Annotated in this window: 25 protein-coding genes; 19 read left to right on the top strand and 6 right to left on the bottom strand. The window is 44.5% G+C overall.

The annotated features are described in order from the left end of the window. The first annotated feature begins 9 nt into the window (after window positions 1-9). The 3 genes from OH456_RS09835 (at window position 10) to OH456_RS09825 (ending at window position 1,803) form a co-directional block, all read left to right on the top strand. Window positions 10-609 (top strand): response regulator transcription factor, encoded by a 600-nt coding sequence (locus tag OH456_RS09835; protein WP_124941386.1) that lies wholly within the window; start codon window positions 10-12, stop codon window positions 607-609. A 102-nt stretch (window positions 610-711) separates the two neighbouring features. Continuing rightward, window positions 712-1,335 carry a response regulator transcription factor gene (locus OH456_RS09830; protein WP_006070943.1) on the top strand — a complete coding sequence of 208 codons (624 nt, stop codon included), beginning with the start codon at window positions 712-714 and terminating at the stop codon, window positions 1,333-1,335. A 90-nt stretch (window positions 1,336-1,425) separates the two neighbouring features. Continuing rightward, on the top strand, window positions 1,426-1,803 hold the full coding sequence (locus OH456_RS09825; protein WP_236111727.1) for a helix-turn-helix domain-containing protein: 378 nt from the start codon (window positions 1,426-1,428) through the stop codon (window positions 1,801-1,803). On the opposite strand, the gene OH456_RS09820 is transcribed toward OH456_RS09825, so the two are convergent. Then, the gene (locus OH456_RS09820) at window positions 1,800-2,408 is read right to left on the bottom strand and encodes an AraC family transcriptional regulator (RefSeq protein WP_270033373.1); all 609 of its coding nucleotides are present in this window, start codon (window positions 2,406-2,408) and stop codon (window positions 1,800-1,802) included. The two genes, OH456_RS09825 and OH456_RS09820, sit on opposite strands and share 4 nt — an antisense overlap. 199 nt (window positions 2,409-2,607) lie before the next feature. On the opposite strand from OH456_RS09820, the gene OH456_RS09815 reads away from it, so the two are divergent. Continuing rightward, the gene (locus OH456_RS09815; protein ID WP_006070949.1) at window positions 2,608-3,738 is read left to right on the top strand and encodes a 1-acyl-sn-glycerol-3-phosphate acyltransferase; all 1,131 of its coding nucleotides are present in this window, start codon (window positions 2,608-2,610) and stop codon (window positions 3,736-3,738) included. A 92-nt stretch (window positions 3,739-3,830) separates the two neighbouring features. On the opposite strand, the gene OH456_RS09810 is transcribed toward OH456_RS09815, so the two are convergent. Together OH456_RS09810 and lpxL are read right to left on the bottom strand one after the other, a co-directional pair. Further along, on the bottom strand, window positions 3,831-4,232 hold the full coding sequence (locus OH456_RS09810; protein WP_038222205.1) for a hypothetical protein: 402 nt from the start codon (window positions 4,230-4,232) through the stop codon (window positions 3,831-3,833). 47 nt (window positions 4,233-4,279) lie between these two features. Next, a complete protein-coding gene (gene lpxL / locus OH456_RS09805) occupies window positions 4,280-5,212 on the bottom strand; it encodes an LpxL/LpxP family Kdo(2)-lipid IV(A) lauroyl/palmitoleoyl acyltransferase (RefSeq protein ID WP_270033372.1) in 933 nt (310 codons plus the stop codon). Between the two features lie 307 nt (window positions 5,213-5,519). Between lpxL and OH456_RS09800 the strand changes: the two genes are divergently transcribed. The 3 genes from OH456_RS09800 (at window position 5,520) to OH456_RS09790 (ending at window position 8,162) form a co-directional block, all read left to right on the top strand. Further along, a complete protein-coding gene (locus tag OH456_RS09800; RefSeq protein WP_124941382.1) occupies window positions 5,520-6,269 on the top strand; it encodes a hypothetical protein in 750 nt (249 codons plus the stop codon). Between the two features lie 104 nt (window positions 6,270-6,373). Continuing rightward, window positions 6,374-7,834 carry a hypothetical protein gene (locus tag OH456_RS09795; RefSeq protein ID WP_270033371.1) on the top strand — a complete coding sequence of 487 codons (1,461 nt, stop codon included), beginning with the start codon at window positions 6,374-6,376 and terminating at the stop codon, window positions 7,832-7,834. 163 nt (window positions 7,835-7,997) lie between these two features. Beyond that, entirely contained in the window at window positions 7,998-8,162 is a 165-nt protein-coding gene (locus OH456_RS09790) for a hypothetical protein (RefSeq protein ID WP_156020246.1), read from the top strand. 84 nt (window positions 8,163-8,246) lie between these two features. Here OH456_RS09790 and OH456_RS09785 read toward each other — a convergent pair whose 3' ends face one another. Together OH456_RS09785 and OH456_RS09780 are read right to left on the bottom strand one after the other, a co-directional pair. Continuing rightward, a complete protein-coding gene (locus OH456_RS09785) occupies window positions 8,247-8,672 on the bottom strand; it encodes a DUF6515 family protein (protein ID WP_006074647.1) in 426 nt (141 codons plus the stop codon). A 126-nt stretch (window positions 8,673-8,798) separates the two neighbouring features. Beyond that, the gene (locus tag OH456_RS09780) at window positions 8,799-9,464 is read right to left on the bottom strand and encodes a CatB-related O-acetyltransferase (protein ID WP_270033370.1); all 666 of its coding nucleotides are present in this window, start codon (window positions 9,462-9,464) and stop codon (window positions 8,799-8,801) included. 131 nt (window positions 9,465-9,595) lie between these two features. On the opposite strand from OH456_RS09780, the gene OH456_RS09775 reads away from it, so the two are divergent. Beyond that, the gene (locus OH456_RS09775) at window positions 9,596-10,441 is read left to right on the top strand and encodes a GNAT family N-acetyltransferase (RefSeq protein ID WP_270033369.1); all 846 of its coding nucleotides are present in this window, start codon (window positions 9,596-9,598) and stop codon (window positions 10,439-10,441) included. A 17-nt stretch (window positions 10,442-10,458) separates the two neighbouring features. Here the strand turns inward: OH456_RS09775 and OH456_RS09770 are convergent, their stop codons facing one another. Then, window positions 10,459-11,835, bottom strand: a complete 1,377-nt coding sequence (locus OH456_RS09770; protein ID WP_270033368.1) for an MATE family efflux transporter — start codon at window positions 11,833-11,835, stop codon at window positions 10,459-10,461. Window positions 11,836-12,218: 383 nt separating this feature from the next. Between OH456_RS09770 and urtA the strand changes: the two genes are divergently transcribed. The 11 genes from urtA (at window position 12,219) to OH456_RS09715 (ending at window position 22,390) form a co-directional block, all read left to right on the top strand. Next, window positions 12,219-13,508: an urea ABC transporter substrate-binding protein gene (gene urtA, locus OH456_RS09765; protein WP_088878837.1), complete on the top strand. Its 1,290-nt coding sequence runs from the start codon at window positions 12,219-12,221 to the stop codon at window positions 13,506-13,508. A gap of 100 nt (window positions 13,509-13,608) precedes the next feature. Next, window positions 13,609-15,234: an urea ABC transporter permease subunit UrtB gene (urtB, locus tag OH456_RS09760; RefSeq protein WP_270033367.1), complete on the top strand. Its 1,626-nt coding sequence runs from the start codon at window positions 13,609-13,611 to the stop codon at window positions 15,232-15,234. Between the two features lie 14 nt (window positions 15,235-15,248). Continuing rightward, on the top strand, window positions 15,249-16,397 hold the full coding sequence (gene urtC / locus OH456_RS09755; protein WP_239941517.1) for an urea ABC transporter permease subunit UrtC: 1,149 nt from the start codon (window positions 15,249-15,251) through the stop codon (window positions 16,395-16,397). Beyond that, complete coding sequence (gene urtD / locus OH456_RS09750) at window positions 16,394-17,245, top strand: urea ABC transporter ATP-binding protein UrtD (protein WP_270033366.1); 852 nt, start codon at window positions 16,394-16,396, stop codon at window positions 17,243-17,245. Before urtC ends, urtD begins: the two co-directional genes overlap by 4 nt. Before the next feature lies 1 nt (window position 17,246). Beyond that, window positions 17,247-17,942, top strand: a complete 696-nt coding sequence (gene urtE, locus OH456_RS09745; protein ID WP_270033365.1) for an urea ABC transporter ATP-binding subunit UrtE — start codon at window positions 17,247-17,249, stop codon at window positions 17,940-17,942. After that, window positions 17,939-18,862, top strand: coding sequence for an urease accessory protein UreD (locus tag OH456_RS09740; protein ID WP_240205595.1), 924 nt, complete (start codon window positions 17,939-17,941; stop codon window positions 18,860-18,862). The genes urtE and OH456_RS09740 overlap by 4 nt, the downstream gene beginning before the upstream one ends. A 34-nt stretch (window positions 18,863-18,896) precedes the next feature. After that, complete coding sequence (gene ureA / locus OH456_RS09735; RefSeq protein ID WP_006074658.1) at window positions 18,897-19,199, top strand: urease subunit gamma; 303 nt, start codon at window positions 18,897-18,899, stop codon at window positions 19,197-19,199. Window positions 19,200-19,209: 10 nt separating this feature from the next. Next, entirely contained in the window at window positions 19,210-19,545 is a 336-nt protein-coding gene (locus OH456_RS09730) for an urease subunit beta (protein ID WP_270033364.1), read from the top strand. A 31-nt stretch (window positions 19,546-19,576) separates the two neighbouring features. Continuing rightward, window positions 19,577-21,280, top strand: a complete 1,704-nt coding sequence (gene ureC, locus OH456_RS09725; RefSeq protein ID WP_270033363.1) for an urease subunit alpha — start codon at window positions 19,577-19,579, stop codon at window positions 21,278-21,280. A 34-nt stretch (window positions 21,281-21,314) separates the two neighbouring features. Beyond that, a complete protein-coding gene (gene ureE, locus OH456_RS09720) occupies window positions 21,315-21,767 on the top strand; it encodes an urease accessory protein UreE (protein ID WP_270033362.1) in 453 nt (150 codons plus the stop codon). Between the two features lie 41 nt (window positions 21,768-21,808). Next, window positions 21,809-22,390, top strand: a complete 582-nt coding sequence (locus OH456_RS09715; protein WP_270033361.1) for a HupE/UreJ family protein — start codon at window positions 21,809-21,811, stop codon at window positions 22,388-22,390. Window position 22,391: the final 1 nt, after the last annotated feature.

Here is a 22,391-nt window from a genome sequence, read left to right as displayed (position 1 = left end):
GTTTAATGAATGAATATTTTGATCGTTGATGATCATCCGCTAGTGTGTGCGGCGCTCGAAAATGTAATTGAAGAGAACTTTGAAAATGTTGTTGTTGAACAAGCGTTTAATGCCAAAAAAGCGTTGTCTTTTTTGGCTGAGAATAAGATTGATATCCTCGTATTAGATATTGAGTTGGGTGATGATGATGGTTTCGATTTACTTCACAAAGCAAAACGGTTTGGCTTTGATGGTAAAGTCATTGTTATTTCGAGTAAAGATGAAAAATTGTGTTCTGATTTAGCAGTCAGTGCAGGAGCTTCCGGTTACTTGGACAAAAAAGAAAGTGTTTCTCGAGTTGCTGATGCGATTAAAGCAGTAAATAGTGGTTACACCTATTTTCGCCAAATTAATACGACCACTTCTCACGGCAGCGGAACAATCAAGCTATCTACTCGTGAGAGTGCTGTGCTTCGACTGTTACTGGATGGGCATACAAACAAAGAAATTGCCCGAAGGATGAACATTAGTGAGAAGACGGTTAGTACTTACAAACGTCGAATTCTGGATAAATACGATGTGCGTTCTGTGTTTATGCTAGTCAAAAACTCGAGCTATATCTTAAAGTGATTTCTTTTTAGGAAAACTAGCTTTTCCCCGCAGTGAAACAAATTTAAATACTATGGCGCCTCGGTAATGGATTACTCAAGTTAATTAATCTACGAGGTAGTCATGTTACAAGAAAATTCTATCAACTTTATTGTTGTCGAACCCCAACCATTATTACGTCAGTCATTAACCGAGCTTATTACCAATCAGTCATTCGCAGGTAACATCTATAGTCTTCGAGATTATTCTGATGTTCATACCATCACTCAAACTAAATCGGTGCACTGTATCCTGTTTGATCCAATGAGTGACCTATCTGCTGCGTCTGAGTTGATGACCTTTCTGTCAGAATCACGACCTCATATTTATACCATTGCTTATAGTATGAATACGTCTATGTCTTACATGCGACTATTTAACACTATGGGGATTATGGGCGTCGTATCTCGTCTAGATTCAATCGAAACCCTAGAAGCTTGTCTAATGGCTGCGGCCAATGGCTATGCATTTAAAAAACATCAGAACCATGAGCAAGTTAATGAAGTTCAACTCTCAGACCGAGAATTAACAGTACTTAAATTACTTACTGAAGGCCATAGAAATAAAGAGGTAGCTCGTCGACTGAATATCAGTGATAAAACTGTCTCAACCTATAAAAAGCGAGTGTTAGAGAAATTTGACGTATCCAATATCATGGATCTTGTACCGAAAGTGAATGCTTGTGAGAGCTTTCTTACAGCGAGGTAGCATAACTCCTATGATATGCATATCGACTATTAGCTATCATAAAACCAAGATAAAAATGGTAGCTAATAGTCAGCTTAAGGTTATATTTCGGTGAAATGTGAACATGTGTGTGATTTGAGTTCTTGCACTGGGTGTGAGCAACTAAATAAGCTTCAAATGTATTTAGGGCTGAAACTAAAAATTGATGAGGAAAAAGTCGTTGAGATGAACTCCCTCACCAATATGTCGATGCTTACAGTTCGTACTTTATGTGTTTTTTCTCGTTATGGAGAAAACCACATAGTTTCGAAATACAACATCAAAGACTATGTTTGGCAACGTCCGGTGACGGATAATAACTTAACGCATACGATTCACAAATGCCGTAATGTTCTAAGGGAGTCCAAAACCGAGTTTGACGTCGTTAATATTCGCGGTTTTGGTTACTGTCTTATGAACATAAATTTTGTGGGTGGTAATATCGGTTAGTCTAGTTCGGTATTGCCTAGTAGATTTAGAGAAAGCAGCTGCAATTGTTCTCTATTTCCTGCAAAAAGATTGTCACAGATGACGTCTAACTTCGTACCTGACAATCGTTGTTTGCGAGCTTCTCTCACCAATAGCACAAGTGATAACTCACCAGAAATACTATCGTTCTTAGGCTGCCATTTGCTTATCGCCAAGCATTCTGGCGTTTGAGCGAGCTTAGGTTGCAGTTCAATAATCTCACGTCGCACGACTTGCAGTAAGTCTTTAACGGTCGCTAAATCGCTTTCATGAAGTAGTTTATCTAGCAGTGCTTTAGAAAGTGGGCTCAAATGAACCTTGCCTGCTTTCTTAGGAAACTGATCTGCAAGTCTTACCGATAATTTAACCAAGCTTAGTTGACTGTTTGGAAGGATGGTTAAGCTCATCAAACACTCGATAGGCAGCCAAAAAGCATCACCGGCGTTAAAGACATATTCATTTTTTCCAAGCTTCAACAATACCTTTCCACTTTCAACTCTGAACAGCTGATTATGTAGTGTCTTTTTACGAGATGTAATGGTCAGCAAGTCGTAGCTGATGGATTGAAAGTCTATGGCGTGGTTCATGATGATCTTTGGTAGTTAAACTGCGCGTAGATTACCGTGAGTGAATCCCAAATCCAACCAAAGATCGCACTTTTATGTGCGCTGTGCTGAACAATCATGCAAAAGTGTGGTCTGACCTTAACAAAAATAGACTTAAGTTAGCTGCGGTCTTTATACACTAAGCGTAGAATAGTGCAGCTTTTAATTTGATGTAACAAACATGACAACACAAAACGACCCATATATTGATATTCGTCCGTACAACGACGAAGAGATTCCTGCAGCGATTGATCGTTTGATTAATGATGCAGAGTTTATAGATGCAATTTTGCAACATCGCTTTTCAAATCATGCCCCTTGGTTCAAAGCTCTTATGAGCCCAATGGTAAAAGTGTACTTAAAGTTCAAGTGGGCGAAACTGGATAGCGTTGAAGCTATTCAACTAGAGGTAAAAAAATACCTAGAGCAAACCTTGGATACGACGACGAAAGGCGTGGTGTACAAAGGTCTCGACAAACTAGACAAAAATACGTCGTATCTATTTGTCTCCAATCACCGAGACATTGCGATGGATCCGGCTCTAGTCAACTATGGTCTGCATGAAGGGAACCATAGAACAGTTCGTATCGCGATTGGTGACAACCTGTTGAAGAAGCCTTGCGCTACAGAACTGATGCGTCTAAACAAGAGCTTCATTGTAAAGCGCTCCTTGAAAGGCCCTCGTGAAATGATGAAGGCGTTGGGTACTTTGTCGTCATACATTAAGCACTCACTGGACACAGGCAATTCCATTTGGATCGCCCAAAAAGAAGGCCGAGCAAAAGATGGTAACGATTTTACTGATCCGGCTATTCTTAAAATGTTCCACGTAGAAGGGCGTAAGCAAAAGATACCTTTTGCTGAGTACATCCGTTCTTTAAAGATTGTTCCTGTTTCGATTTCGTATGAAAACGATCCATGTGACATCGCGAAAGCTAACGAGCTTTACGAGAAAGCGACGCATGGTAACTACGAGAAAGGAGAATTTGAAGATATCGAGAGTATCGTTCAAGGTATTGTAGGCCGTAAAGATAGTGTTCACGTTGTGTTTGGTGACGTAATCGATCAAGATTTTGATACGCCAGAAGCGCTTGCAGAAGAGATTGATCGTCAGATTCACGAAAACTACACATTGTTTCCAATCAATAAGTTGGCTGCAGGTTTGGAAGATGAGTTTATCACTGGAACGACTCGCGCGACGCTTCAAGATAAATTGGATGCTTTACCAGAGGGTGCTCACCCGTTCTTAATTGATAGCTATGCGAACCCGGTAAAAAACATCATTAAAGAGCGCGAGAAACTCTCCGCTTAATTTTTGTTGTAGGGCACGAGCTCAAAGTTAAAAAAAACCAGTCGTATTGACTGGTTTTTTATTTTTAGAAAAGGCAAGCGGCTAATTGACGCTTAGTGTCTTGAATAGATCGATAAAATTGGAAATTTGTTCCAACCAAAGTTAATAGTGAGAGAAGTGGTTTTGTTCGGACTGACTGACTCATGGAAGTCTTCAGCAAATATACGTTCGCCATTAGCCAAGATAGCAACTAACTGTGTTTGATTGATAGTACGTTTAGCTGAGGACGTATTGGTAACAGTAATGACCGCCCACCGCTCACCTGACTCGCTGCTCATGAGAACATAGTTATTGACAGAGAAGTCACTGCGATTAGGTTGGATGTTATCGTTATTTGGAAACGCCAACTCGGAATAGTGTATCGCTGGCTGATCGATACTTAATGTCTCATACTCCATCGACCTAACTGGTGAGGTTAAGGCGATGCTTAATAGTAGGAGTAGGGGGCGAAACATACAACAAATGTCCTTTCACTTTAGATATTGTTTTCTTAGGGAATCGATCATGAAGAGTACAGACTGCTCTCACCTTCTGGACGAGTCTTAAACCGTTTGTGCAGCCACATCCAACCGGGAATATCGCGCTCAATCATTCCTTCTAGTTCCTTGTTTAGTACCTTGGCTGCAGTTTCAGGGTCACGTCTTGGGATTTGCTCACTCAAATCCTCGCCAATATGCAACGTATAATGATTGTCTTGTACGACAGTAACCCCTGAAATTACGGCACAGTTTGTGGCATCAATGAGGACGCTAGGGCCAGCGGTTACAGCGGCTTGCTTCACTGCGAAAAACGGTGCAAATACTGAGTTGTGATGACCATAATCATGGTCTGGTAAATACCAGAGTCGGCATCCCTTTTTAAGCGCTCTAAGCATGGTTCTAACATCTGTTCGGTCAATCATTTGATGGCCACTTCGGGTGCGACCTCGATGTTGGACGAACTCGTAAACCAGGTTTGAATGAGGTCGATAAACGCCAAAACCTTGAGCAAACTGACCGAATATTGAAGCGGTCATTTCTAGATTTAGGTGATGACTGCACACTACCAAGGTTCCTCGCCCCGCCGCCTCTTGTTCTAAAAGGACTTCCCTGTCGACAACGGAAGAGATTCTGCGTAGTCGCCATTCAGGCCAAAACCAAGCCATACCCGTTTCAAACAGGGCGATGCCAGTGCGTTTAAAGGTGTTTCTCAGTATTAAATCGCGTTGTTGAGCTGTGTAATGAGGAAAACAAAGTGCTAGATTTTGGGCGGCAACTTGGGACCGTTTCTTGAGTATTTTCATCGCCAATAATCCAGTTCCAGTGCCTAGTCCGCGCAAAAAGGAGTAAGGAAGGACGTTGACGATGAAAGCGAGAAATCCAAAGGCGCACCAGATTCCCCAGTATTTAGGGGCTAGCATTCGCACTGAAAATAACGGTCTTGGTACAATATTCATAGTTTGAGTATTCGCGTTTAGTTGCCAATGATCCCTATTGGTAATTTGGGCAATCTATAATGAATATAAAATCGAGCAGTTCAGTGAAGAAATGACTCGGAGAAGCATTGAATACCGTCAGTACTACTAATATTTCTTGATGAGAGCGCGTTCCATTGATTGGTAGTTACTATTCTCTATATTGAATGTTTAATACCGACTGGTTATGAAATTATAAAGATCTATCGATTGACTTGATGTCACGTAACGTAGTGATTTGTCGGAGGTTGTCTATAATCAAATCAAGTTTGTACATTTAGGTGACCTAATGAACTACCCAGAAGCGTTACCCCATGGTGAATTGACTCAGGTACTAGAAAATATTTATTTAGTCACAGGGTCTGTTTCCATGAAAGCGCCACACCCTAAATGGGGACCGTTTAATCTCGTCTTTAGTCGAAATATGATTGTGATTAGACAAGGAGGAGACCTTATTTTAATAAACTCGGTGAGATTGAGTGACAAAGGCATCGCTGAGTTAGATGAGTTAGGCGACGTCAAACACGTTATTCGATTGGCGGCCTTCCATGGTTTTGATGACCCTTTTTACAAAGAAACGTTTGGAGCAACCTTATGGTCAGTGGATGCGCCTTATATACGAGGGTTTTCAAGTGAAGAAAGTGCAGAATACTATCGTGCTGATCGAATTCTAAAATCGAGTGATGATCTTCCTATTCATGGTGCGTCCTACCATGAGTTTTCCACCAGTACCCCAAAGGAAGGCTTGATTTTGCTGCAAAGGGGGAAAGGCATTTTGGTATCTGGCGACAGTATGCAGAATTGGTCCCGACCTGATGAATATTTCAATTGGTTTGCAAAGTGGATGATGCCCAAAATGGGTTTCATTTCTTCAAGTAACTTTGGCCCTGGATGGTTGAAAATGGCTAAACCAACGACCAAAGAGCTAATGGAGAAGGCGATGTTGAACTATGATGCTTTGCTACCAGCACATGGCTTTCCAATTATAGAAGACGCTCGAGAAGGATTTGTTTCAGCCGCTAAACGGCTACAGGATTGAATCAAAGCTATTAATATATGCTAACAATTGATTGAATCGGTGTCTTATGATGAGACGTAGCGCACAATAAAGTAGGCTGCCCTCCTTTTGACTTGGGGTCCGCTATGCACAGCAAACATCCATACATTGTTGCATTGAGTCTATTGACACTGGCAGGTTGCAGTTCTTCCATTCCTCCAGAAGAGCGCCAAGCGGTCCGCGAAGAGATTAATGCCACATCAGATACGCTGATCAACCAGCTCAGTGAACGTTACCCTGACTTACCTGAGCAACTTGCTTATGCTGATGGTTATGCTGCTGTCTCTATGTCTAACGTAAAGATCCCAGTTTTAGGTGGTGGTACAGGAGTTGGTGCAATCTATGACCAACGAGATGGCTCAGTCACCTATATCGACGTTAATCGATACGAAGTGGGGGCTGGCCTTTCACTGGGCACGACTCAAGCGTTGGCCATCTTCAATGATGCTTCAACATTAAAGGAATATCGTAGTGGATCTTGGGAACCTTCAGTCGGAGCAGAGTGGTTTTTAGGTGAAGATGGCCAGTTTAGCAGTATGAGTTTAGCTGGTAGAGACGAAGACGTACCTATCTATCTTATTTCTAGTTCAGGTGGCGGCGCTGTCGGTAGTGCCAAAGTTGTGTCGGTTTCGGTCAACTATGACCTAACAGAGACAGGGCTTGGAGAAAATCGAGTACCAAATAAAGAGCCTGTTCCTACCAGCGATGTACCACCTAAAAAGTGGGACCGAGCACTACCTTTCTATGCTCAGAATGTTATTGATAAAGGATTTAGCTTGCCTAAGCCATTTGGTATTAGTGTGATTTATGCCGATACATTCCAACAAATGCAGCTTAATGATTTAGAAGTAGGCTTTCGAGGTTCTAACAAAGTACCGATTGACTTCGTGTCGTTTGATAACAATACCAGCCATACACAAACTCCACAGTTAAAGTTAGATGCTTGGGTATTCCCGTTTATGAATGTCTTCGCAACAGTTGGTAAAATCAGTGGTGAAGCCGATATTCAATTTACTATTGATGGGAACGACTTTATCAATCAAGCAGGTATAGATTGTTCCAAGCTGGTGAATAAGCCAATCTGTAACAGGGTAGAAGACAAGGCACTTACAGTGCCCGTAGTCGCCGATCTAAGTGGTACCAACTACACTGTTGGTACTATCCTAGCTTCAGGATGGAAAGACTACTTCTTTACGGTGCCAATTTCGGCCTCTTATGCGGATATGCGTCGCAGTGATGCTGAAGGGTTTGTTCTTAATATTTCCCCTCGTGTTGGTAAGCAAATTCCACTTAAAGGCACTCAATCCATTGCCATTTATGCTGGGGCAACCTATCTGGATAGCCGTTTGACCATTTCAGGATCACAACCTATCCCAGGAACCAGTGAGTCTATTGATTACAAGGTTGAGCAAGAGAATATCGATAAGTGGTTAGGGCTAGTGGGTGCCAACTATAACTTCAATCGAGATTGGTCTCTTTCTATGGAGTATGGACAGAATGGAAGTAAAAAGCGTCAGTTTGTTTCGAGTCTAACCCGACGCTTTTAATCATCCAACGAGGTGGCGATGATTAAGCCGGATTGGATTAGATAAACTAATCGACAATTCATAAAATTATTTGTAATTAAATTACTTAAAACATTTGACCTTCGTCACGAAATGAGTAAAATTCGCTCTGTCTTTTGAAATGTTATTACATGAGGTAGAGAAAATGAACGCAGCACTTCTATCAACATTGGACACTGAGAAAACTACAGAAGTAGAAAAAGCATCAAAATCTTCAACTTCTACTCTAGGTGAGATCGCAACTATCCTAACTATGTACCTTGCGACTTCAGCTGTAGTTTTGTTACTTAGCCTAACTTGGGTTATGTAACCAGCCTTTCAAGGATTTGAAAAGTAAGCGATACTCCCTAAAGCAGTTCATGTGAGTATCGCCTAAGTCCTCCTTCTTTAAGAGCTACGGCTCAACCACAACGTACTTACCATTGCTCACCGCAAGAAACCAATTTCCTCTCGAAACAAAGTACTGTTGTCCTCTTTTATTTACTGCTGTCGCCCCTTCAGGGAGCTTTTTCACCATTTGCCCTAGTCGATAACGCCTCTTTGGTGACTTCTCTACGATAATGTATTTGTGCTTCTCTTTTTTGTAGTAGTGACCATCAATCAACGCATAGGTAACGCCTGCGATGGCTAGCATAACGGCGGAGTCCGGCAATCTATGTGGCTCATAGTGGTGTACAATGTGAACTTCTTTCTTATGATGTTTGTGCTTTTTCCTCGGTTTGTCGAAGTGTTTATGCCAAGGATCAGCAAAGGTAGGGGAGGACAAAACGCTCAAGAATAAGATGAGTAATAGCGCTTTTTGGGAGAATTTTTTGTTCATGAATGACCTAAGAGATGTGTGTTCTCAGGTCATTGTCTATGTATTCACGATTGTCGAGTTAACGGCCTGTCAGCAGCTGGTAGGTTTTACATGAAGCGACAATAAGTTAACTTACTTAAATAGTTATCATGAATGCGTTAAGTCTGGATGTGATTGGTAGTATTGATACAACGCATCAATATCAGGGCTACACATTACGGACATAACTTGCTTTAGTGTATCTAGAGGCCAGTTCCACCATTGCATCTCAAGCAATTTATTGATCTGATCTTCGCTGAAACGTTTTTTGATCACCGTATTATGTCCAACCACAATGGCATAGGGCTCTACGTCTTTGGTGATAACCGAACGAGCGCCAATGACAGCGCCATCGCCGATTTTGACACCAGGCATAATCATCGCTTCACTGCCAATCCACACATCGTTGCCAATGACGGTATCGCCCGCTTTCTGAAAGCCATCTTTGACATCAGTACCGAAGGTTTCTTGTGAGAATGGGAAGGTAGAAATCCAATCAAGTCGATGCCCTTGGTTGCCCGCGAGCATAAACGTTGCCCCTGAAGCAAAAGAGCAAAACTTACCGATGATCAGTTTATCGATATCGGTATAAGCACCGCTTTCCCAAAATTCTCTCGTGGGTTTATCGCCCAGTAGGTAGCGAACTGCGATATCTTCGAAGCTCTTGCCGTGGTAAAAGCCAGAGTAATAGGAGTAGTCGCCAACCTGAATATTAGGGTTAGTAACCTTGTCTTTGATGACTTCACCTTGAAGCCAGTTAGGAAATGTATTCATGTCTTTCGTTCTTTTTGGTAATGACTCACAAAATCTAGCACGACCTTTAGTCGCTTCCAATGAGCTTGTTGTAGAAGTTTGTATTGCCCACTAAGTTACTTATAACAGTAGACGCAATGAAAGGTGCCAATATGAAGGGATTTCATATTAGACAAATGAATTTGGAAGAGGTGCAGTTAGCGGTGGATTGGGCGGCGAAAGAGGGTTGGAACCCAGGGCTCAATGATGCGCATCAGTATTTCCTTGCTGATCCGTCCGGCTTTTTGATAGGGAGTTTAGACGGTGAGCCGATAGCATGTATTTCTGTAATCAAATATGATCATAGCTTTGGGTTCTTGGGGTTTTATATCGTCAAACCAGAGCATCGGGGGAAAGGGTATGGAATACAAATTTGGCGTAAAGGTATGGCTTATTTAGAGGGTTGCAATGTTGCTTTGGATGGCGTCGTAGACCAACAGGACAACTACAAGCGCTCTGGATTTGTCTTGTCACACCGTAATATTCGCTATCAAAGCCTGACCGCATCATCGCCATATAATCAAGAGACTATCAAGCCTTTGCATAGTGTAAGTTTGGATTTAGCTCAACAGTACTTGCTCCCATTTTTCCCGTCACATCGAGAGGCGTTCTATCAATCATGGCTGTTTCAACCAAACAGTGTGGCTTTGTATGCTGGTACACCTTCTGATATTAAAGGTATTGGGGTTATTCGGCCTTGCAAAGACGGGTATAAAATAGGACCGTTATTTGCTGACTCAATGAGTATTGCAAACATGCTCTATACTGGACTTACTTCGAGTGTTAATCCAGATCAGCCGGTTTTTCTAGATGTCCCTGAAACCAATAAAGCAGCGCTAGAGTTGGCATCAAATCATCAAATGACCGCCTGTTTTGAGACGGCGCGCATGTATACCAAGGGCAGTCCTGATATTGCACTTGGTAGAACCTTTGGTGTGACTTCTTTTGAAATTGGTTAGTTGCCTGAAAGCTCATGTTAAGCGGTGGGTCGTGCTTCGCTATCAGTCAGATTGTTGACCCATCGATGGCTGAAAACACGCCAAGTAGCGGGGAAAGCTTTGACGATCTCTTCTGATGTCATCATTAACAACACTACCGGAAACGACCAGTCAAAGAACATCGCACCCAAAGCGCTGAGTGGAACTGCCCATACCCACTGGCAAACAAAGTCCATATTCATACAGAATTTGTTGTCTCCGCCGCTACGCAAAATCCCTACAATCAAGGTGATGTTGATGCTGCGCATCAAGATACTCAACGCGACAACTGGGAAGCTTAGTGTCATCAAGTCGATAACGTCTAACGATAGCGCTCCATAGAGTTGCAATATGGCAGTTTGCATTATCAGTAATAGTGCGCCGAGTACAGCGCCCAGAAGAATGGCGGATTTGAATGCCCAGCGTGCGTAAATGGTGCTGAGTCCAAACTGATTCGCACCCAAACTGTTGCCAATCATAATACCCACAGCGCTAGACAAACCATGAGCCACAGAAAGTCCAATAGACTCTAACGGCGTAATCACAGCTATAGTCGCCAGTTCAGTTTCGCCCATACGGCCAAGAATCAAGTGGAAGGTAAAGATCCCCGCGCACCAAATAAAGGTTCCGACAACAATAGGGTAGGTAATCGCGAAAAACTTACCAACCAGCACCGGTTTAAAGGCATTGGATATATGCTCAAGGCGAATGGCAAGTACTGGGTATCGATAATAGATAATCGTAATGACGGCAATAAGACGAATACTACGCGCGATCACACTGCCAATGCCTGCGCCAAGTAAACCAAGTTCTGGGGCACCAAAGTGGCCGAAGATGAGTACGTAGTTCAACGTAACGTTCAGGCCAATCTCCATGATGGACAAATAAAGATTGATGTGCGTTTGTCCAATGGAGCGCAGTGCCGTATCCGCGGCAATGGCTAATCCTGATAGCAGGGTTGCGATGCCCAGTAGCTGTATATATTGGCTAGAGAGTGTAAGTACTTCGCGACTTGGATTAAACAGTTGAGGCAGTAACTGCGGCGTAAAAAAGCAGATAGAGAAGCAAAGAAAGGCAAATATTTGGGTCACAATAGTGCCTAATGCAAGGCTGTTCTTTAGGCCATGCTCATCTTGTGCGCCCCAATATTGAGCAAGTAAAATCCCCATTCCGGAGCTTAATCCCCAGATAAAAACGATAGAAACCCAAAATATCCTCGCACCAATACCTGCAGCAGCGACTTCCTGAGTACCTAATTGACTGATCATTAAACTATCAACAAACCCCAAGCTGCTCATCAGTAAGCTTTGCAAAGCGATAGGCACGCCGAGCACCAAAACACGTTTGATAAATTCGCTAAAGGTTTGTTGTTGCATCGCTTTCTCCCTGCTGTCTGTCTTATTAAATTAATAAGAATCAACATGGTATGCAATCAGTTACCTTAGATGAGATGTCGAGTTAGTCGCAATTTTTCTTATATGGAAGCGTTAACCAAGGAGGCTTTTTCTAGCTTGAGGCTAAAGAACAAAGACAGGTGATAAATATTGCGAGAGATATCGCTAACTTGGTGAAATTCTACCTATGATTGCACCAATATGCAGCGCACTAGAATGAGTATTAAGCTTCAATCTGGAGTTGGTTGAGATAAAAGCTTTAATATTCAGTTGGTTGAGGTTGTGTAATTATTCTTATCATATCTGGCATTCTTCTTGAAATATGAAAGTTAAACATAACTATTCATAATAAGGAGATATCCAACATGAACATGACGTTCAAACTTAAACTTGCTGCAGTGAGTGCTTCAATGGCGCTTGTATCGGGTATAGCAGTGGCTGAGGAAGAAACGATTAAAGTCGGAGTATTGCACTCCTTATCTGGCACCATGGCCATCAGTGAAACCACACTAAAAGATACCATCTTAATGCTGGTGGAAGAGCAAAATAAAAAGGGCGGTTTACTCGGGAAGCAGCTAGAAGCTGTGGTTGTCGATCCTGCTTCCAACTGGCCATTGTTTGCGGAGAAAGCTCGCGAATTAGTGGAAAAAGAAAAAGTGGATGTGGTGTTTGGTGGGTGGACATCGGTCTCTCGTAAGTCGATGTTGCCCGTTTTTGAAGAGTTAAACAGCATCTTATTTTATCCAGTGCAGTACGAAGGTGAAGAGTCTTCGAAGAATGTGTTCTACACTGGTGCCGCGCCAAACCAGCAAGCCGTTCCTGCCGTTGACTACCTGATGACCGAACTGGACGTCGAGCGTTGGGTGCTGGCAGGGACGGACTATGTTTATCCACGCACGACGAATAAGATCTTAGAAGCTTACTTAAAAGACAAAGGTGTCAGTGAGAAAGACATCATGATCAGTTACACGCCATTTGGTCATTCTGATTGGCAGTCGATTGTTTCAGACATTAAGAAGTTTGGCTCTGAGGGTAAAAAAACGGCGGTGGTTTCTACGATTAATGGCGATGCGAATGTCCCCTTTTATAAAGAGTTAGGCGCGCAAGGTGTCTCTTCGGAGGATATTCCCGTAGTCGCATTCTCAGTGGGTGAAGAAGAGCTATCTGGGATGGATACGTCGGCGTTAGTCGGGCATCTGGCAGCCTGGAACTACTTTATGAGTGTCGACACGCAGGCAAATGAAGAATTTGTAGAAACTTGGCAGAAGTTTATCGCGAGTGACAAACGAGTGACGAATGATCCAATGGAAGCACACTACATTGGTTTCAATATGTGGACTCAAGCGGTAACCAATGCGGGTACGACGGATGCAGAACAAGTTCAAGATGCGCTAATTGGTGTTTCGGTGCCGAATCTGTCTGGGGGCTACTCGACTATGCTACCTAATCACCACATTACCAAACCTGTTTTGATCGGTGAGATTCAAGACGACGGGCAGTTTGATATCGTTTGGGAAACTACGGGCTTAGTGGCTGGTGATGCATGGTCAAACTTCTTGCCAGAATCTGCAAAGCTCTATTCTAGTTGGTCTAAACCATTTTCTTGTGGTGCGTTCAACGTCGAAACTGGTAAGTGCTCAGGAAGCGCAAACTAGTTGCTAGACAGTATGGTGCTTTCACGGTTTCTCGTGAAAGCACCTTTTAGATCTTGTCCTCAATGTATTTCAAGAGAGGGCAACGCAAAGGACGCATTTCATGAAAAACATAACTCAATTATTGAAAGTGGTCGTGTTCTTAATTTTGAGTACGAATGTCGCGTTGGCAAACGTAAGTGACCGAGAGTCTTTCTCAAAAGTGCTCATAGGAAAAAGCACCCCTCAAAAACAAGCGGCGATGTCTTGGCTCGTGGACCACGAACCCAACGACGTCGCTAAATCTGTGTTAACCGCTTGGCTACATGGCAATCTGTATTATTTCAATGACAAATCGAGTGACCAATACCAACAATTATTTCTATCAAGCGATATCCGCAATGCGGCTCAAGTCGTCAGTGCATGGAGCGATACTACTCTCGATGTCGAGTCTTCTCGTCAGTTCAAAAAAATTCGAGTAAACAACAAGCTACGAAGTTTAATTCGTCTAGAAATTGCCTCGCTCGGATTGGATCATGCCGATGCGACGATTCGTTTAAATGCAGTAACGGCATTAGTGGGGCAAACCGACGATGCAGTTATCTCCCGTCTTAAACAAAGAGCCAGTATTGAAACGGAGCAAGAGATTGCAAGCCTGTTGCGTCTCGCACTATCCATTGATGAAGCTCTAACAGGCAACACCACTGAGCAGCGGATTGCCGCCATTGATGTTCTATCTGACTACAAACAATCGGTAGTGTTATCAACGCTTAATCAAGTGCTGAAAACGGAGACTGACGAACTCGTGCGCAGTGCAGCAGAGCGCGCATTAGACCGCTATCAACAGAGTCAAAAATTCTACTCAGGGGTTGAGACGGTATTTTTCGGGCTCAGCTTAGGCTCGGTTTTGGTACTTGCTGGGATCGGGTTAGCCATCACCTTTGGTGTAATGGGGGTGATTAATATGGCGCATGGTGAGCTGATTATGATTGGCGCGTACACCACCTATGTCATGCAGCAGTTAATGCCAAACCAAATTGGTCTAGCGCTGATTCTTTCTATCCCTATGGCGTTTATTGTCTCTGGACTAGTAGGTATTGCCATTGAGCGAAGCGTCATTCGTCATCTTTACGGTCGACCACTAGAAACCTTGTTAGCGACTTTCGGGATCAGTTTGATCCTGCAGCAAGCTGTGCGCTCCATTTTCTCTCCACTTAATCGCTCAGTGAGCACACCTGATTGGATGTCAGGTGCGCTGCAAGTCAACCCAATGTTGTCACTTACCTATAACCGTCTTTACATCATTTTGTTCTGCATCATGGTGTTTATCGGCTTGGTGATGGTGCTTAAGAAAACCCCACTGGGTTTGCAGGTTCGGGCCGTATCACAAAATAGAGCTATGGCGAGAGCAATGGGCATTCGCTCCGAGAGAGTGGATGCCTTGACGTTCGGGCTAGGGTCTGGAGTAGCAGGAGTGGCAGGAGTGGCGTTATCCCAGCTCACCAATGTGGGCCCGAATATGGGACAAGCCTACATCATAGACTCGTTTATGGTGGTGGTGTTCGGTGGCGTTGGTAACTTGTGGGGAACGCTCGTTGCGGGATTAAGCCTTGGCCTATTCAATAAGATCCTTGAACCTTGGGCTGGGGCGGTATTGGCCAAAATCTTGGTATTGGTATTCATCATTTTGTTCATTCAAAAACGTCCACGTGGTTTATTTCCACAGCGCGGGCGAGCGGCTGAAGGTTAAGGATAACTGACACTATGCAATCTAAATCTTTTGTTCTATCGGCATTAAGGGGAGATAGGGGTGGTCAGCTTACCATTTTGGCTCTCCTAGTTGCTGTTGTTGTCGTGCCACTGGCGAACACCTTGTTGCCAGTAGGTCACCCACTTCATGTTGAAACCTTCACCATTTCACTTATGGGCAAGTATCTCAGTTACGCCATGTTGGCACTCGCTGTGGATTTAGTCTGGGGTTATCTAGGGATTTTAAGTCTTGGGCACGGGGCTTTTTTTGCTTTAGGTGGTTATGCCATGGGCATGTACTTGATGCGTCAAATTGGTGATCGGGGTGTCTATGGTAATCCTATTTTACCGGACTTTATGGTGTTTCTAGACTGGCAAGCTCTCCCTTGGTTTTGGCAGGGCTTTGACCAATTCTGGTTTGCTTGTTTGATGGTAGTGTTGGTGCCTGGTGCTTTGGCTTACGTATTTGGATATCTCGCTTTCCGCTCTCGTGTGTCGGGCGTGTATTTATCCATAATGACTCAGGCTTTGACCTACGCATTAATGCTGGCTTTTTTCCGTAACGAGATGGGGTTTGGTGGCAACAATGGTCTCACTGACTTTAAAGACATCTTGGGCTTTAGCTTACAGCAGGATGCCACCAAAATTGCGCTATTTATGATTACTGGCATCGCTTTGGTGGTGAGTTATGTGGTCTGTCGAACCATCATTAGTAGCCGATTAGGGCGTGTTTCGATGGCGATTCGTGATACTGAGTCACGAACCCGATTTATGGGCTATGACGTTGATGGTATCAAGCTTTGGATCTTTGTGTTATCGGCAGTCATAGCAGGTGTTGCGGGCGCTTTATATGTCCCACAGGTGGGCATCATTAACCCTGGTGAGTTTGCACCTCTCAACTCCATTGAAGTGGTTGTCTGGGTTGCCCTTGGCGGTCGCGCTACCTTGTTCGGTGCCATTGTAGGGGCATTGGTGATCAACTATGCAAAGAGTTGGTTTACGGTCGAGTTTCCAGAAGTGTGGTTGTTTGCGTTGGGTGGGTTGTTTGTCCTCTCAACGATGTATTTCCCTAAAGGCTTGATTGGCTTCTTCTCCGACAAAGTTCAACAAATCCGCAAAAAGGCATCTAACCCGAAAACTAAGGCTGAGGAGGTCACAGTATGACGACGCTGCATCGAGCCCAACAACTGAAAAGCTCAGTTCAAGAATTGACTCGTCGAGACGAAGTGTTCTCTTTTTTAAAACCGGATCATCACCCCCTAATTGATACTCGTCATAACGTCCTTCTGTACGTGGAAGGGGTCAACAAAAGCTTTGACGGGTTTAAGGCCATCAACGATCTCAACCTATATATCAAAGAGGGAGAGTTACGTTGCATCATTGGTCCCAATGGTGCGGGAAAAACCACCATGATGGACATCATCACGGGCAAAACGAAGCCAGACACAGGGCAAGTCTGGTTGGGCTCTAATATTAACTTGTTAAAAATGAACGAGTCTGAAATTGCCAATGCAGGCGTTGGTAGAAAGTTCCAAAAACCGACCGTTATTGAATGTCTAACCGTCTGGCAGAACTTAGAGTTGGCTATGTCCGGCGTTCGCGGGGTTTGGGGGACGTTTGTTGCCAAACTGTCTGGCGAGCAAAAGGACAAGTTAGAGTCAGTCTTGACGCTGATTCATTTGCAAGATCATGCCACGTTAACGGCTGGCAACTTATCGCATGGACAAAAGCAATGGTTAGAGATCGGCATGTTGCTGATGCAAAACCCCAAGTTGTTACTGGTGGATGAGCCTGTAGCAGGCATGACTCATCAAGAAATGGATCGCACCTCGGAGCTATTGAACTCGCTGGCGGGTAAACACTCGGTGGTCGTGGTAGAGCATGATATGGATTTTATTCGTTCTATTGCCAGTCACGTAACTGTGCTCCATCAAGGACATGTCTTGGCTGAAGGAACCATGGATCAAGTGCAATCTCATCCAGAAGTAAAACAAGTGTATTTAGGGGAATAATATGTTGCAGATCCAGTCATTGAACCAGTTTTATGGTGAAAGTCATACCTTGTGGGATTTGGACATGTCGATTCCGAAGGGTAAGTGCACCGTACTGATGGGACGAAATGGCGTGGGCAAAACCACGCTACTTCAGTGTGTTATGGGGCTTGTGAAAGTCTCAAGCGGAGATATTCAATTAAACGGAGAGTCGCTACTTAAGCATGACGCAGAATCTCGACCTCGTATGGGTATTGGTTACGTTCCTCAAGGTCGACAGATATTTCCCATGTTGACCGTTCAAGAAAACCTCGAAGTTGGTCTGCCGATTCGTGACAAAGGCGATAGACGCATTCCTGAATTTATCTTCGATTTATTCCCAGTCTTGAAAGAGATGTTATATCGTCGCGGTGGCGATTTGTCGGGCGGTCAGCAGCAACAGCTAGCTATTGGTAGAGCTTTGGTCGTTAATCCAAAACTGTTGATTCTCGATGAACCTACCGAAGGCATACAGCCCAATATCGTCCAGGAGATTGGTGACATCATTAGAATGTTGAATGAAAAGCTTGGCCTAACAGTATTGCTGGTGGAGCAAAAACTGCCTTTTGCCAGAAAAGTAGGAGACCAATTCTGCATTCTGGATCGTGGCAGGCAAGTTGCGGCGGGTGAGATGTCGACCCTAGACGATGCGTTAATTAAGGAGTACCTCACAGTATGAGTTCACCAGCGACAAATCAGAAAGAAATGGACGTCAATTCAAGTACGGCACTTCAGGGTTCGCTTGGACAAGTAATAGACGCTCACACTCAATTTGGTTGGAAAGCAAGTCTCGACTTAACCTTTATTGATCGCGGCGATAAAACGGTACTAAAACACCGCTCTCAACAAGGTCCACTCGCCATTCAGCGCCCTCTGTATCCAGAGGGCAACCCTTGTCATACCTACTTGCTCCATCCTCCCGGAGGAGTCGTTGGTGGAGACACTCTACAGATCAGTGTGCATGCCATTCAAGGAGCCAAATCACTTATTACAACCCCAGGAGCGACCAAATTTTATCGTTCGGAATCTAAATACGCCAAGCAAAAGCAGACATTGCATGTTGCTAGCGGCTCTCGCTTGGAGTGGCTACCGCAAGAGAACATCTTTTTTCCTGATGCACACGTCCGTCTTGATACCGAAATCCATTTGGAGCGTGGTGCACAGTTTTTGGGCTGGGAAATGCACTGTTTTGGGCGGCCTGCACTAAATGAGGGATATAGTGCAGGTCATTTGCTTGGAAAAACAGAGGTTTATCTTGATAAGCAGTTGCTACTGACTGAAGGTTTGAATGTTCGTGGTAATGATAAATTATTGAAAAGTAGAGGCTTATTGAATTATCAAATGATGGGGACGGTTTACGTTTCAATTGATGATGAGGATTTTTACCAATTGGTACAGACCTTGCTCAATAACATGCAACAAGAACACAACGAAGGTGCAGTGTTGATTGCTGCGAGCCAGTTGGAAAATTTACTGGTTATTCGTGCATTGGGAAACTGGAGCGAAGTGATCTTGGCGTGCTTCCAAAAGATCTGGCAGTTGGTTCGCGAGCATTGGACTGGCGACTGTCCTCAGCCTCCAAGAATCTGGGCAACTTGATCTAAATTCAATATTCACGACATAAGGTTATTAAATGGAATTAACCCCAAGAGAGAAGGACAAACTGCTGATTTTTTGCGCCGGGATGTTGGCAAAACAGCGTAAAGAGAAAGGGCTAAAGCTTAACTATCCTGAATCGGTAGCGTTTATTTCAAGTGCCATTTTAGAAGGAGCACGTGAAGGAAAAACTGTCTCAGAATTAATGGACTTCGGACGTACTTTACTCACATCTGACCAAGTTATGGAAGGAGTACCTTCGATGATTCCTGATGTGCAAGTTGAAGCCACGTTCCCCGATGGGACCAAGCTCGTCACTGTCCACGAACCAATTGTTTAGCGGGGGAGTTATGGCAGTGTCGACAGCAAAGTACTCGGGCTTTGTCCCGGGACAAATTGAAACCGCAAAAGGCGATATTAAGCTCAATGCGGGGCGAGATACAGTAACGGTGACCGTTGAAAACCTTGGTGACCGTCCGATTCAGATAGGCTCTCACTACCATTTCTACGAAGTTAACAATGCACTCAGCTTTGATCGTGAAGTGACGCGAGGATTTCGTTTAAACATTGCCGCCGGTACAGCAACGCGTTTTGAGCCCGGACAATCACGTACAGTGGAGCTGGTTGCCTTTGCGGGTAAACGCGAAGTCTACGGATTTCAAGGTAAGGTCATGGGCAGTTTATAAGACGCCTAACTCAAAACAACAAGGAAGAATAATGGCGAGTATTTCTAGGCAAGCCTATGCAGAGATGTTTGGTCCTACAGTGGGTGACCGAGTTCGTTTAGCGGATACTGAGCTCTGGTTAGAAGTTGAAAAAGATCTCACGGTATACGGTGATGAAGTTAAGTTTGGCGGTGGCAAAGTCATTCGTGATGGCATGGGGCAAAGTCAATTGCCTAGCAGTCAAACGCCAGATCTCGTTATCACAAACGCGCTGATCCTCGACTATTGGGGAATCGTTAAAGCCGATGTGGCGGTGAAAAACGGCCGTATCGCAGCGATTGGTAAAGCGGGGAATCCCGATATTCAACCCGGTGTCGATATTATTGTTGGCCCCGGAACCGAAGTGTTGGCAGGAGAAGGCGCAATCCTTACCGCTGGGGGCATTGATTCACATATCCACTTTATCTGTCCGCAACAAATCGAAGAAGCGCTTGCATCTGGTGTTACTACCATGATCGGTGGTGGTACCGGGCCGAATACTGGTACTAACGCGACAACTTGTACTCCGGGCCCTTGGAATATGCATCGTATGTTGGAGTCCCTCGACCAATTCCCAATGAATTTTGGTTTGCTAGGGAAAGGCAATGCCAGTCAGCCAGAGGCATTACGTGAGCAGGTAGCCGCAGGTGCGGTTGGTTTAAAATTGCATGAAGACTGGGGAACCACACCTGCTTCTATTGATACTTGTTTGACCGTCGCGGATGAGATGGACGTGCAAGTGGCGATTCACACCGACACATTGAATGAATCGGGCTTTGTTGAATCGACATTGAGGGCGATTGGTGACCGAGTTATTCATACCTATCACACTGAAGGGGCGGGTGGTGGTCATGCACCAGATATCATTAAGGCGGCAGGGGAGTCTAACGTGTTGCCTTCTTCTACCAATCCAACTAGGCCTTATACCGTAAATACGGTGGATGAACATCTGGACATGTTGATGGTGTGCCATCATCTTTCCCCTTCGATCGCAGAAGATGTTGCCTTCGCTGAGTCGCGTATCCGACGCGAAACGATCGCCGCTGAAGACATTCTTCACGATCTTGGGGCGTTCTCTATGATCGCTTCAGATTCGCAAGCGATGGGACGAGTTGGCGAGGTGGTTACTCGCACATGGCAGACTGCGCATAAGATGAAAGTACAACGTGGAAGTTTGCCGCAAGACTCAAGCTATAGCGATAACTTCCGACTGAAACGTTATATCGCCAAATACACCATTAACCCTGCTATTACCCATGGTATGGCTCATGAAATTGGTTCAATTGAAGTAGGGAAGTTGGCTGATTTGGTACTTTGGAAACCGGCTTTCTTTGGCGTAAAACCAAGTGTCATTCTTAAAGGTGGCATGATTGCTATGGCGCCAATGGGAGACCCTAACGCCTCGATTCCTACCCCTCAACCTGTTCATTATCGTTCGATGTTTGGTAGCTATGGAAAGGCTTCTCAGCACACGTCGATGTTGTTTGTATCTCAAGCGGCACAAAACGCTGGAATAGCTGAGGAACTCGGATTGGGTAGCGTCATCGGTGTAGCTAAACAGTGTCGCACCATCAGTAAGGCGGACATGAAGCTGAATGATTGGCAGCCAAATATTGAAGTGGACTCCCAGACTTATCAAGTCCGAGCGGATGGCGAATTGTTGGTCTGTGAACCAGCGGATGTACTGCCAATGGCGCAGCGCTACTTCTTATTTTAATAAAAACAGATAGTTAAGCATTGAGGACAACACAGTGATAGAGCTAGTAGAAATTACCCAAAAACCCACGACTCGGCCCCATGCCTTCTTAAGCTTGCCGATAGACAGTCGAATCAAGAGCCGTTTGAAAGTGATTCTCGATGACGGTCGTGATGCAGGATTGTTTTTGCCCAGAGGTCATATTCTGCGGGGTGGTGAGCAATTAAAAAGCCGCTGCGGCTTAGTGGTAGAGGTTAAAGCAGCGCCGGAAAAAGTCTCTTCAATCTATTGTAGTGACCTACATCTGCTAACCCGCGTCGCTTATCACCTAGGCAACCGACATGTCCCACTACAAGTCGAGTTTGGTTGGGTTCGTTACCAACATGATCATGTACTGGATGAAATGGTCGAAGGGTTAGGCGCAACTGTCTCAGTAGAGCTTGCTCCGTTCGAGCCAGAAGGTGGGGCCTACGGCGGCAAGAGTGGCGGTCATCGCCATCATCACTAATTAATACCTATTAAGCCCAATAACAAGAAAAGGAATATTCAATGAAATCAAAGTTCGCCAAATCAGTTTTCAAGACAACAACAGCGCTATCGTTTTTAACCCCAGCGTTTGCTTTTGCTCATCCGGGTCACGACTCAATGGCATTCACCAGCGGTTTGCTACACCCCATCACTGGTGTTGACCACCTTATTATGCTTGTTGCTTTCGGTTTGTTGGTTGGCTGTTTAACGGTAAATAAAGCTCAGAAGATTGGCTTACTTGTGGGAGCACTGATAACTCTTATGGCTGGTTTACTCGCCGGGAAATGGTTTGGTCTAGTCTCTGGTGTGGAGATGGCCATTGTCGCCTCTCTGTTTGTCGTTAGTGCGGCCATCTGGCAAGTATTTAGCGCATCGCAGCAAATGGTGAAGCTGGCTGTCGGTTTGTGTATCGGCATGATGTTCTTTCACGGCTACGCTCACGGCGTTGAAGCGCAAGGTACACTTGTTCAGTTTTCTGTGGGAATGGCGATGGGTGCGACGGTGTTAATGGCTGTCGGAATTCAAATTGGCCATTTAGTCGCTTCACGTTGGATGGCGGTTGGTGTTGCGGGGCTGAGTTCTGCGTTCTTAATGGCATCTTAGT

Source organism: Vibrio sp. La 4.2.2 (genome assembly GCF_027586995.1).
Taxonomy (GTDB): domain Bacteria; phylum Pseudomonadota; class Gammaproteobacteria; order Enterobacterales; family Vibrionaceae; genus Vibrio; species Vibrio mediterranei.
This window is presented reverse-complemented; position numbering and strand designations above follow the sequence as displayed.